The following is a 13,447-nucleotide window of genomic DNA, read 5'->3' as shown; positions in this document are numbered from 1 at the left end:
TAAAAAATTAATAATAATGAACAATCAATTAAGTAATATATCAACTCAATACCGAAAATTCAGCAAAGGACAATATATAGAGCATACTCAGTTCAACGAGTTTTTGAGTTTTTTTGAAGATCAGGATCGTTTGTCTAAGGTGATGCTCCAGGGAGTAGGTATTGTATGTGGTCTCAAGCCGAATCTTATGTATACAAATAAGATTTTGACCAGTGTACAGCTTTCTCAGGGAGTGGCTATTACCACTGATGGAGATTTGCTTACCCTGAATAATACAAGTGAGGTGAGTAAGGAGTTGTATATGAGTGATTTGAAAACAATCAACATAGAAAGCAAAAATTATACGCATTTTAAAGTATATGATAATTTTAAAGTAGGGTATCCTTCATTTTATGATGAAAAAGGATTAGAACAGGTTGAACTTTGGGAATTGGCAACAGTTGAAGAAACAAATAATGATTTTCAACCCATTAGTAATCTTTCAAATTTACAAGATAAATACGTGTTGTTATATCTGGAGGATTATGAAAAAGATATTAAACCTTGCAGAGGAGTTGATTGTGATAATCATGGAGTTCAACAAATTCGAAACCTCAAAGTATTAGTTACTACTGCAAAAGGAATCGTTAGAATTCTTGGAGAAGATCGTCTTATAATTGATCCTATAACTGGTGAAGGTAAACGAAGTAGAAAAGATCGTGTTCAGCCTCATCCTTTGTTTATTGAAGATGTATTGAGAGATGAAAAACAAGAACGGGTTATTGTGGAACGCCTTATTTTAGAAAAAGGAGCTGATATGAAATTTTCTTCTTCTGATTTAAAAGGATTATACTCTGCTGCTTTAGAAAAAAATAATTATGGGAAGTTTATTTTTGAGAAAATTAATAAAATATCAGAAATAATGGGAGTTCAGAGTATTGTTAATCATGCAGCTTTTAAAAATGTTTTACAGCAATGTTTTACTCAGCAAGCAGGTTTTCAATACGCTTATGATGTTGTGAAAGATGTAATGAATACCTATTCTGAAATTATAAAATTACTTCCTCAATCGTTTACTAAAGGTTTTCCGGATTTAGACTCTTTTCCTAAACACATTATGCTTGGGAAATTAATGCAGGATACTCAGTTAGATTTCTCAAGGCATCAGTTTTATAATTCGCCTGTTTTGGATGATGAAAAAGCAACAGAGAGAGTTAAAGTGTTAATGAATCGTTTTAGTCAGCAGGTACGCAGTTTTAAGTATCCGATTCCTATTGAAATTGGACCGGAAATTAAGTCACAGATTAAAATTACTCCATCACAAAAATTAACTCCTCTGAGCAATAAAGCGATTCCTTTTTACTACCAAACTTCAGAAGAATTTTTAAAGGCATGGAATTTTGACAAAACAAATAATCGATCATTTAGAAATAACTTGGCATATTATACAGGTTGGCTGTCATCAGATAGACACATACAAGAACCTTTACATTTTAATATAGATAAAAATTCGTTTTATAACATCGAAGGGCATCAGGGGATGTCTTACGAGGAGGCTTTTGAGCAAATAAAAGAAATCAGGGATAAGCTACAGCTCGGGTTCGATATTATGGTTTTATCTTTTGAAGAGCTAAAAGCTAATAAAGATATGTCTAAAGCCTATTTCAATGAATATGTTGAAAAGCATCCAGGATTAGAACATAAACGCGGAGTTGAACGAGGAGGAACCTTTGTGATGGTTTATGATAACAATGGAGTAGGGACGAGTGTTGTTGCAGATTTTTCACTTCCATATATCTGCTGTACTCCAAAAATTGAAGCTGCGTTAAGTTTACCAAGTACCGTTATTTGTGCTGAATCTAATCGTATTCCTTTTACAGTGATTCCTGTAGGTGGCGTTGTAAAAGCTGTTGCAGACTCAGAATTGAATGGAGTGGAAATATTTAATGGGAAATATTTCTTTAATCCAAAATTAGTAGATGTTAGTCTGCATGGTAAGGCAATTGCCTTTACGGTAAATGGAAAGCCAACCAACTGTAGTATTAAGGTTATTGCAGAGCCTGAAGTAAAGGTGGTGGTTGATTATGTATTCTATCCTGAAGGTAATTCAACAGCAACAATTGTAAATCTTATCGTTTCTGCAGATAACGGACAAAATATTATGGATTATACATATAGCGGGAATTTTTGGGATAATGATAGTTGGGTCGCTCTAAAGCCTGATTCTAAAGGGCTTATTAAATATACTTTATACGATGTAGTTCCAACAAGAATTCCAACAATAAAGGTAAAAGTGAATGGTGGCGGATGTACTCAGGATATTTCAATAAGAGATTGGTATGATGCACCAGTTGCATTAAGTTTTAAAGCTGATATAAAGGATGTCATTTGTTCCGGAGCTGATCGTATACCTTTTAATGTATCTCCGGTGGGGGGGATTGTAAAAGCGGATATTGGTGAAGGTGTAAAATTAGACGGAGTACAATACTATTTTGATCCGAAATCGGTAGATAAGAGTTTACATGGTCAGGTTATTCATTTTACGGTAAATGGGCAACAAACCAACTGCAGTATTAAGGTTATTACGCAGCCAGACGTTATAGTCAAGGTTTACCAGGTTGATTATCCAATCACAGGTTCCAATGAAACAATTGTACATTTTAATGTTTCCTCACCAAGCGGACAAAACGTTACAAATTATGATTACATCTGCGATTTTGGAAGTTATGGGAATCAGGTTCCGTTACATCCTGATGCTAGTGGGAATGCCAGTCATACACTATACAACGTGAGTTCCAAAGATATTCCTGTAATAAAAGTGAAAGTAAGTAACAAAGGATGTGCGGAGGATTTAGAGATAAAAGGTTGGTATGATGCCCCTTCTGTTACGATAAAAAGTATCAGATTCTCAGATGAAAATTGCTGCCAATATACTATTCCTACTATTACAGTTAAGGCAACGGGACCTACAACAGTTGGGTTAAAGGAGGTGAGTTTTAAATTAAATGGGGAGGCTCAAGGGTCATCATCACTTATCTATTCATGGGCACAATTAAAAGGTCCGGTAGTAAAACTTACTGGAGTCAATAAACTTACTCTTCAAGTTGAGAATTTAGTGGTTGAAGATTATGAGTTCCAACTTACGGCTGTGGATGTTGATAGTGGAGCATTTGCTAAATCTGACATATTAAAAGTGAATGTGTATCGTTAAGGCTAATTAAAATTTTGTGTGACACATATTTTTAAAGGGATGATTTATGCACTAAAGAATCATCCCTTATACATCAAATTAACTAATAAAAAATAATATAATGAGACTAGCAAAATGCAAGGTTGCATGTAAGATGGAGTATGATTATAAACCTACTGTACCAATTACACCTAACTCAACTGCGCTTTTTAAATATAGGGTTAATGACCCCTTAAATCCGTCAGCACCTTATACTGAGTATACTAAAAGTCCACCTCCATTGAGTGGAGATGAGGTAAGTCTTCCAGACATTCAATCTGCGGATCAATATGAATTAAAAGTAGAATTAAATATAAATGGAGCTAAAGATGAGAAGACATTCTTTTTTCAGGTAGACAAGTGTAATCTCACATCTTGTGACGCTCCAATTATTAAGGATGTGTATTTGGGAGCGAATGATCAAATTATGATGGACTATAAAGTAGACATTGATAATAATTTTTATGCGGTAGAATATCAAATAGCAAAAAATGACCAATTCAATAATATTGTTCATTTTAGAATTATTATGGAAAATGATTACACTCCCACTGAATACATTGAAATGAATGACGGTACTATTGAGCCAGATACTGTTTATTATATCAGAGCAAGAAAACATTGCTCTACATCTGAAGTCTCAGATTGGTCGAGTGTTGTTAAGTTTACCTCTGGAAGATGGAGTACTCGAAAACTTTTAGATGCTTTTTGGTTGGCTATGGGTGATGATTTAACGGATAAATTTTGTGATGCAGCAGGTTGGAAGACTAAAGTAACTTTGAGTGCCGATAATCCGGAAGGAAGTTTAATTTATTTGACTAATGGTATGGCTGCAACAATAGATAATATAAAAGATCTCGGCCAGATTATAAGTATACCGAGTAAGTTTCAAGAGAGTGGAGTCAGATGGATAAGGTTTTCAAATGTAACCCCGACTTTAATTTATAATGTAGAACCAACAACTGGTAAGATAGGAGTTGTTGTAGATGATTTAAAATGTCCTGCATCTTAACATTATTTATCCGAAAAGACATCAATAAAATCCTCAATTTTTTTGAGGATTTTATTCAGTCAAGCAAGTTTTTTTAATAAATTATCTTCTGTTATTTTTACGTCTTGTACTTATGATATTGAACAGTTTTGCAACATCCTGAAGATGGATTTCGATATCATCGTAATATTCATTAAGAGAATGAAGAGTGATAATACCTTTCTCAACATCATGGTTGATGATTCGTTTTACCAAAATTCCTTTTTCTTTATGAACGATTACAAAATCCCACTTGTCATAATGCAGTTTACTCATCCAGTAATCTTGTCTAATGTTTCTGCATAAAATAATGTCACCTTCTAAATAGCTTTCATACGATCCGTTGTCCATGCTGTCTCCTTTCACTTCAAAACACATGTATTCGCCTCGGTGTTCTACATCGTCAGCAAAAGGAATGGTTGGCAAGGTGTCTATATATTCTTCATCTGCAAATCTATTCAAATAGCCGGCTTGTGCATATTGGTTTGCAAGCGGAACGTTCATCACTTTTAAATTTGAAAAAACAACAGGAGATGCACTATCATTTAGTTGCTTTTGTTGTTCCTGTAGTAAATTGTTTACAAAATAAGCTGTTGTTTCCGGTATTTTTCGTTCGCCTTTTTCCCAATATTGTACGGCTCTAGTACCAACACCTATAGATTTTGCTATATCAGCCTGCTTCATTTTTAGCTTCTTTCTAATTTCTTTGAATTCTAAATAGGTCATTTTGATATGTTTATAGTTATTTGTTAAAAAAAGTGCGATTAATTTTCATTTTTTATTTTGAAAAACGAACAATGTTCGTATATTTGTTTCGTTGTTAACGATGAAACAGCACAAATATACAAAATTATATTTATAATTTAATGTTGCCGTAATATTTAAAAGCTTTATTTGGGTTGTAAAAAATCTTTTAATCAAACGGTTAAACAATAGTTTTATAATTAATACGTTTTGTAATTAAATTTTATTTTATCCAGCGTTAATTAAAACAAAATGAATTTTTTGCAACTTAAAAAAGTTTAAAATTCGCTTTTTATTAATTTAAATTACTTTTTGTTCGTATTTGGATGATTGTATAGGTGAATAAAATGCGTTTATTTTTGATTGTCTAAAAAATAAAATAAACGTTTAGCCCTTTTGCTTTTTTTTAAATAAAAAAGCAAACCAAAAAATGTAGACTCACACTACTGTTTAGCATATAAAATATCGATTAATTATAGCTGTCAGTAAGATTGTTAGTACATCCTAAAGGGTAAACAAAACTTGGAAGATAAGCTTAATTATTGTAAAGCTCATTTAAACCCAAAACAGAACAATGCGCTCTTTTACAAACAAATTACGAAAAGTAAATGCTAGCTATTTAATTGCTTGTAGAACCTCTGTTTCTTATAAGCATTAATAGATTTATTTACAAAAAGTAAAATGTAGACCAAAGAAGTAAGGGTATCATTTCTATTAGAGAATACCTGGTGTCGACTTCTAAAAAAACCAAAAATAAATAATGTATTAGACATTTATTCAAAGGCTTAAAGGTTGCCTTTAGGGATTCCTATGGAATCAATCAAACGGTAGCAATGTAAGAAATACGAAAACTTGTCTAATTCAGAAAAAAAAACTTTTAAACTAAAAAAACATTTAACCATAAAAAAATGAAACGTAGTAAAGAATTAGTAGAGAAAAGAAAAGATTTTGTTGTTGAATATGTAAAACGTAATCAAAGTAAACAGATGAAAGTGATTGTGACCGAGTTAACAGAAATGTTGTTTTTGTCTGAAAGAACAATCTATAACATTCTTCTTCAGAGTTAGCTTGTCAGTCGTGAAACAAAGATAAATCTTTGTATTGAATTTTATACTGCATTGAACCTCATTAAGATCATCTTTTAGAGCGAATATGCACTCATGAAGCAGATCTTGAAATGATATATTTAAAAAAAAGGTAGAAAAGGATTCAAAGTTATATACTATCCTGCTAACCCCATCAACCAGATGAATTAAAGGGTTTTCTTGACCTCTTTCTCAAGTTCAATTTGTAGATAAAGTACTAAGGTGAAAAACGGTTTTTTGCTTTTTAGTTCTATTGTTTTAGGTGAAATAAGACCTGAAAAAAGAAACCGTTTGACCTTGGATGAGTATAAATATCAATTTCAAAAAGATGAAAAAATCAATTGTTCATTTAATAAATTTTAGAAACCATGAAAAAAAAGAAAAGAAAAAGAAGAAAAAAGATAAAGAGAAATTGAAAAAGCCTGCTAAAGATATCAGTGCTCTTATCGATGAATTAGCCTATGTAAATGAAAATGAAAACATTCGAAAAAGCAAAAAGTTTTTAGATGAAATGTACATACTATCTCAAGAATAATTACCGGTAAAAATCAAAATTTTAATAAATAATATATAGGATAAAAGAATGAATCTGGATAGTATTAAAGCTTTGTTAATAGGAACTGCAATTGCATTTTCGGGAGGGTTATTAAGGGTATTGGTTTCCATACAGAACAAAGAGAAAAAACAACCCTGGGAACACTTTATCACCCTGGCAATAGTGGTAATCGTTGGCTTTACAATGAGTTATTTGATGAGTAGAGCCGAATTGCATGATAAATGGTATTCTACAGGAGTATTATTTGTATTGGGCTATGGGTACGATAAATTCTTAAAAATGATTACAACCAATCTACCTAATTGGATTGACAAAGCAGTGAACCTTTTTATTGAAAATCAATATGGAGGTAAGAGGAATAAGCAACCTGATGAGGAAGAGGAAAAAAAAGATGATGTGGCTCAATAGAAAATGAAGTAATCCAAAAAGCTCTTTACTGCAGCTACAGAATCCATCGCTTAAAAAGCAGATAATTCTCCCTGAAAAGAGTGAATTTTGAACATGAAAACTTGAAACCTGAAAACTCAAAAAAAACAAGAAAGGAAAAAATATAAGTGGATCAGCACTACCTGTTTCTTATCACTATGTTGAATACCCACTTCTAATTACTCAAATTCTTTAAAAAAAATCCAACCATACACGGTCTGATTTTTCACTTCAACAGGTATGTATAAAGCGCAACACTATAAGTTGTGCTTTATATACATTTTAAAATAATATGTAATTAAAAAACACCAAGTCAATGAAAGCAGCAAAACCTGTAGAAAAAGACAACAAAAACCATCAAAACCAAAGCAAAAAGCAAAAGGCAAAAAAGCCGATGGTTGTACCTCTGCCGGTGGTAGAAGTTGCTAATATACAAATACAAAAATCTGAACAGTCAGTCGGTAACGCCGGATTCACAAACCCGAATACTAATATGAACTTGAACGGTGTTATACCGCCGGTTCATGGTTCACAAACCATTTATGATCAAGGTGCTGAAGTAATGTACAAAAGGCATCAAGAAAGCTTGGCTGAAACTGGAGATATCAATCATCCCGACACCCAAAAGATGGAGAAAGGCTATATGTCGACTTTGAATATCAATCAGGGACAAGATTATCAAAATCTTAAATCGGGAGTTACTTTGCCAAAAACATTACAAGAACAAACGGCTGTAGCTCAAAGTGCTAAAAATAATCCTGAATCAACAGCTTCTCAGAATACGGAAGCTATTCCTCAGTCTGAAGTAATGGATGTTCAAGATTCTATTGCAAGTTCAGATGTAAGCGAAGGATTAGTTTTACCAGCCGGGCAAGAAGATGTTGCCGTTAGGACTACACCAGCGAGTGCGAATAGTGATCCCCAATTTAACCAAACTGTTGGTCTGGTTAAGAGTACCGCTACAGCAAAGCGAACCCATACTACTAAGGAAAAAGCTGAATCTAATGCCAGTGCAGCGGCAGCTGTCCCTGCCGGAGAAAGAAAATCCAAAGCAAGAGGTCAGAAGGTAGAACAGCTGGATCAGCAAAAAGCAAGTCCTTTCAAAGCTTCTGATTTCAAGGCTAAATTGATGAGTAGAATCAACAGCGTGAGATTACCTGTAAGCGAAAGAGACGCTGATAATTTTGAAAACCGTAATAATATTGATGCAGTCAACAAATCCATTAAAGGAGATGTGGTAGTATCCAAAAATAATGTAACGGGTGGTATTGAAGCCGTTGCTAAGCAGGAACCTAATGAAGCTAAAATTGCACAGCGTATGGCGACAGCGCTCCCTGATCCGAAAATAGGTTCAAAAGTCAATATAAAAGCTGCGGATGCAATGCCGCCTAAGCGAGGAGATTCCGAGCTAAGTGAACCAATTACTAAAAGTTATAAAACGGTTGAGCAGCAATTTGCTAAAAATAATATCACCGATGAGCAGTTGGCTAACTCAAACGAGCCTGATTTCATCAATGCCCTTAATGCTAAAAAAGCGGCCAAAGCAAATGCGGAAAATGCGCCTAAGGAATTTAAAACTGCCGAAAGCAAAAAGCTGGAAGCTTCTAAGCAAGCAGCGCAAAGCAAAACCAACAGCACAATGGAAGGAATGCACCACAGTAGAAAAGAAATACTGACTGGTGTAACCGGTAAACAACAAAAAGCAGGTGAGAAAAATACAGGTAAGCATCAGGAAGTTGTCAGTCAGCTGAACCAGATTTATACAGATACAAAAAAATCTGTAGATGGCGAACTGAATGATTTGGAAACTAAAGTGTCCCAGTTATTTGATGATGGAGCTAAAAAAGCCAAAGATGCTTTTGAAAAAGAAGTAACCCGAAAATTAGATGCATACAAAGCAAAACGTTACGGGGAGTGGTATGATGTAAGTGGCTATGGTAAACGTATAAAAGATGCCGTGAACAGAAAATTACCGGATGAAGTAGATGTATACTATAAGCAGGGAAGAGTTAATTTCACGAAAACAATGGATAGTGTTATTGTGACTATTGCAGATCTTGTAACTACACGATTAAATAATGCGAAAGCCACCATTACTTCCGGACGTCAGAAAGTAGTGTCCTTTATTAAAAACCTTCCTGCCGATGTCAGAAAAGCCATCAAAGGAGATATTGATGCTATTCAGGGACAGTTTAAAGAGCTTGAAAGTTCTATCAGTGATAAAGAATCTTCATTGATTGATTCATTGACCGCGAAGTACAATACCGCTTTGAAAGAAGTTGATGAACTGATTGTTGATATTAAAAAACGGAACAGTGGATTCTTATCATCTTTAGAAGAAGCAACAGCAGGAGTCTGGAAAACGATACAGGAGATCCGAAAAACGCTTACCGAATTACTTTCCGGAGCGGTAAGTGCGGTAATGGCAATCGTTGCAGATCCAATTGCATTTTTATCCAATCTTATTGCTGGAGTTTCGCAAGGATTTACTAATTTCGGAACTAATATTTGGACACATCTTAAAACAGGCTTCTTCGGATGGCTGACCGGAGCGATGAAAAATATTTCTTTCACCATGCCGGAAGATATATTCTCATTAAAAGGTATTTTCTCCATCAGTTCGCAGATGCTTGGTTTAACCTGGAATGACATCAGGGATATCGGGTCTAAAGTAGTGGGAGAACCTTCAATGAAGGTACTTGAAGGAAGTTTTAAAATGGTACAGATTGTTCAGAAAGATGGTTTTGCCGGACTTTGGGAACACGTAAAAGATCAGTTTGCTGATATTAAAACCACGGTAATGGATACCATTATCGATATCATCAAAACGCAGGCAATACAGGCGGGAATTAAATTTATTATGAGCTTGCTTACTCCGGCAGGAGCGTTTGTAAAAGCGGCAATGATGATTATTGATGTAGTGAAATTCTTCATCCAGAAAGCAGCCCAGATCATGGAGTTGGTAAAAGCCTTTACGGAGGGGATCAAAGCAATTGCCAGCGGAAATGTAGGTGCAGTAGCGAAAGCTATAGAAAATGCATTAGGAAGAGCAATTCCTATAGTGATTGGATTTTTAGCTTCATTAGCAGGTCTTGGCGGATTGGCAGATAAGGTGGTTGGCGTGATCCAAAAAATACGTCAACGTATCAAAAATGCAATTATCAAGTTCTGGAACTTTGTGAAAGGTAAAGCGAAAGGATTGCTTGGGAAGATTGGTATTGGCGGCAAGAAAGAAAAGAAGGAGAAAAAGGGAGAAGACCTTCGTACTACTGAAGAAAAGAAAAGGGATTTAGACGATGCATTATCAGAATCTCATACGTTATTAAAATCAGGTGTGGACCAAGCTACAATAGAACGTAAACTACATGATATTAAAAGCAGATATGAATTAAAGGAGTTAAAAATTGTAGTAGATAAAAAAGTTGAAAATGGAATAAAGGTTCATGTACATGGTGAGGTAAACCCTAAAAAAGATACTCCTACAGAAATTTTAAAAGCAGATGATTTTAATCCTATTGAAGGAAATAAAATACTTTTGGTTGGAGAGGCTAACTTTAGTTTTTCGTTAAGTTTAGCTAAGACTTTAGCTATTCAAAACAGAATGATTGCTACATCTTATGATTCTGAAGATACAAAATATAAGGATAGGGACAAAAATATTAAGGAACATAACAAACTAGGAACTGTAATACAATATAATATAGATGCTACAAGTATGAGTTATGAACCTAATTATTTTGAAATAATTGTTTTTAACTTTCCATGGGTAAAAGAAGAAACAAGGGGAGGTACAACAAATAATAAGATTTTACTAAAAAGCTTTTTTAAAGAAGCGGATAGAGTAGTGAAAAAAGGAGGAAAGGTTATTTTAAGCTTTGCAGATAATAGATATGTAGGTAGGTGGAAACCGGAAGAACAGACTAATAACTTTGTTTTAGAGTCTAAAAAATTGTTTGATAGTAAAAATTTTCCAGGATATGAACATAAAATGACGCAAAAAGATAGATCTGCAGGTTCAATGGAAGACGGGAAAGGTGTAACTTTAATTTTTAAAAAATAAAATATTATGATTAATAAGATCATTGAGGTAGATAACCTTATAAAAGATATAGCTACAAAATATAATGTTAAAACTGGAAATGAAAAAAGAATAAAACATCTTTGGAAAGATGAAACAATCACTATAATGAAAGATGCCGAATTTATAAAAGATGATGCCTATTTTTATTTTTTAAGTGAATATGGAGGATGTAATATTTACGGTAATGACTTTGATATTGGTATTTTTGGCTTTGATGATTGGCTGAATCCAAGCCTTCTTACATCTCCCTTACTTAATAAATCAAATATATATATATTAGCAGATCTTATGTTTCATAGTAAAGATGAAATTACTTTTTATGGTTATCATGCAACGCAAAAAGATGAAGATTCGGTATGGTTTTCTAATGAATTGGAATCTGGATATAAACCTATTTATAAAAATTTCATAGACTTTTTAAGATATATTTTAACCATTGAAGATGAAGAATAATATTATAACTGGGCTTGCTTATCAAGATGATTTTTTAAGTATTGAAGAAGAGAGTTTAATTGTGTCAGAAATAGATAATGCGATCTGGGATACAAATTTGAAGCGGAGAGTTCAGCATTATGGATATATTTATGATTACAAGAAAAAAAATATTGATCAAGATTTAAAAATAGGCAAGCTACCCGATTGGCTTATTTCATTGGAGGGAAAAATTAAAAAGAATTTTAATCTTAAAAATTCTTTTGATCAGGTTATTATCAATGAATATGAACCTGGACAAGGAATATCAAACCATATAGATTGTATACCCTGTTTTGAAGATATAATAATTTCCGTGAGTCTGTTATCTTCTTGTGTCATGCAATTTTCAAAAGATCAGGAAAAGCATGAATTACTTTTAAATCCTCGAAGCATTTTGTTATTAAATGGAGATGCAAGATATAATTGGAAACATGGTATAAAAGCAGTAAAAAATGATAAGTGGTTAAATACTATAATTCCTCGAGAAAGAAGGATATCTATAACTTTTAGAAAAATAAAATAAAAAATAGGGATATTTGAAACGTTTAATAAAAAAGCGAAACTTCAATTAGAAGTTTCGCTTTTTTATTAAAGGATTATCTTTAAGTTTTTAAACTGGAAACTTCAAAATATCAATTAATGATTTAAAGATTAAAAAAAAAGACAGAAATAAAAACCATGATAGATTTTATAAAAAAAATAGAAAAAGAGTTTGACACTCAAATTATTCCTTCAAATGAACATATCTGGGAAAATTATTATGAGATGGATAAAGAGGGGAATATTAAAACATTATATTTAGATAAGGTTGATTTAAAGGATATTGATGTATTATTTCCAATAGCTGGCAGTCTTGTTAAATTAGCCTTAACATACTGTAATGTAGAAGCTTTGCGTCCATTAAAAGCGTTTTCGCAGCTAGAAACATTAGATTTAACTGGTAACCATTTACATGCAAAAACATTAAGATATTTAGGTGATTTAAAAAGTCTAAGAAATCTGGATTTTGGGGGAGCCAATCTTAAAGATACTTCTTTATTGGGTGATTTAATTGATTTGGAAATATTATCTATTAGTGGAGGGAATCCCTATCTTGAAATAAATGGTTTAGAACAATTAAAATCGTTACAGCATTTAAATATTAGCTGGAGTGCAATTGAAAATATCGAAAAAATAAATGTTAATGAAAATATCCGTTCTTTAAATATTGGAGAAACTAATATTAAAAGAATAACCGATTTGGAGCGTTTTCCTTATTTGGAAGAGTTGAGATTAAATGGAAGCCTGATAGAAAAAATTGAAGGTTTGGATACTTTACATAACCTCAAACAACTTTTTATCTCGGCTACTCAAGTAGAAGAAATTGAAGGGTTAGAAAGTTTGACAAATTTAGAAGTACTAGACTTAAGTTATAATGAAATTTCAAAAATCAGAGGATTGGATAGTCTGAAAAACTTAAAAAAATTAAATTTAAATGAAAATAAGATAACCAAAGTTGAAAATTTAGATCATCTTATTAATCTTGAATATTTGACTTTTGAGGCTAATAAGATTAAAGAGTTTGATGCTTCTTTCTTATCTAATTTAGTTTCCGAATGTTTTATTTCTTTATGTTTCACAGGTAATCATATCAAGGAAATTAAAGATATTCCAAAAAATGTTACGATCAAATTTGAAGCTGATCATTTTGTACCTAGATCATTATATATGCCGAAGGATTTTTTTCAATAATACAATAAGAGCCTTGTTATTACAAGGCTTTTTATATTTCATGAAAACTTGGTATATTGTAGCAAAATATAAAAGATAGGATTATATATAATTCCAATTAATAATCAAAAAA

The 13,447-nt window shown here is 32.7% G+C and carries 10 protein-coding genes; 9 read left to right on the top strand and 1 reads right to left on the bottom strand.

What is annotated here, in order from left to right:
- Window positions 1–16: 16 nt before the first annotated feature.
- On the top strand, window positions 17–3,190 hold the full coding sequence (locus AMQ68_RS06370) for a hypothetical protein (RefSeq protein WP_123905623.1): 3,174 nt from the start codon (window positions 17–19) through the stop codon (window positions 3,188–3,190).
- Window positions 3,191–3,449: 259 nt separating this feature from the next.
- Window positions 3,450–4,220, top strand: coding sequence for a hypothetical protein (locus tag AMQ68_RS06365; RefSeq protein WP_123905622.1), 771 nt, complete (start codon window positions 3,450–3,452; stop codon window positions 4,218–4,220).
- Between the two features lie 81 nt (window positions 4,221–4,301).
- On the opposite strand, the gene AMQ68_RS06360 is transcribed toward AMQ68_RS06365, so the two are convergent.
- The gene (locus AMQ68_RS06360) at window positions 4,302–4,964 is read right to left on the bottom strand and encodes a S24 family peptidase (RefSeq protein ID WP_054509729.1); all 663 of its coding nucleotides are present in this window, start codon (window positions 4,962–4,964) and stop codon (window positions 4,302–4,304) included.
- Window positions 4,965–5,890: 926 nt separating this feature from the next.
- On the opposite strand from AMQ68_RS06360, the gene AMQ68_RS25285 reads away from it, so the two are divergent.
- The 7 genes from AMQ68_RS25285 to AMQ68_RS06330 all read left to right on the top strand — a co-directional run bounded on the left by AMQ68_RS25285 (window position 5,891) and on the right by AMQ68_RS06330 (window position 13,335).
- Window positions 5,891–6,049, top strand: a complete 159-nt coding sequence (locus AMQ68_RS25285) for a hypothetical protein (protein WP_160317978.1) — start codon at window positions 5,891–5,893, stop codon at window positions 6,047–6,049.
- A 346-nt stretch (window positions 6,050–6,395) separates the two neighbouring features.
- Window positions 6,396–6,602, top strand: coding sequence for a hypothetical protein (locus AMQ68_RS06355; RefSeq protein ID WP_054509728.1), 207 nt, complete (start codon window positions 6,396–6,398; stop codon window positions 6,600–6,602).
- Between the two features lie 48 nt (window positions 6,603–6,650).
- Complete coding sequence (locus tag AMQ68_RS06350; protein WP_054509727.1) at window positions 6,651–7,031, top strand: hypothetical protein; 381 nt, start codon at window positions 6,651–6,653, stop codon at window positions 7,029–7,031.
- 334 nt (window positions 7,032–7,365) lie between these two features.
- The gene (locus tag AMQ68_RS06345) at window positions 7,366–11,109 is read left to right on the top strand and encodes a Rossmann-like fold-containing protein (protein ID WP_054509726.1); all 3,744 of its coding nucleotides are present in this window, start codon (window positions 7,366–7,368) and stop codon (window positions 11,107–11,109) included.
- A gap of 6 nt (window positions 11,110–11,115) precedes the next feature.
- Window positions 11,116–11,583 (top strand): SMI1/KNR4 family protein, encoded by a 468-nt coding sequence (locus tag AMQ68_RS06340; protein WP_054509725.1) that lies wholly within the window; start codon window positions 11,116–11,118, stop codon window positions 11,581–11,583.
- Window positions 11,573–12,127 (top strand): alpha-ketoglutarate-dependent dioxygenase AlkB, encoded by a 555-nt coding sequence (locus tag AMQ68_RS06335; protein WP_054509724.1) that lies wholly within the window; start codon window positions 11,573–11,575, stop codon window positions 12,125–12,127. Before AMQ68_RS06340 ends, AMQ68_RS06335 begins: the two co-directional genes overlap by 11 nt.
- Window positions 12,128–12,282: 155 nt before the next feature.
- Entirely contained in the window at window positions 12,283–13,335 is a 1,053-nt protein-coding gene (locus AMQ68_RS06330) for a leucine-rich repeat domain-containing protein (protein WP_054509723.1), read from the top strand.
- Window positions 13,336–13,447 lie beyond the last annotated feature (112 nt).

It is taken from the genome of Chryseobacterium sp. ERMR1:04, assembly GCF_001297705.1.
In the GTDB taxonomy this organism is placed as follows: domain Bacteria; phylum Bacteroidota; class Bacteroidia; order Flavobacteriales; family Weeksellaceae; genus Chryseobacterium.
Note: the sequence above shows the minus strand (reverse complement) of the source record. Positions and strands in the feature narration are given on the sequence as shown.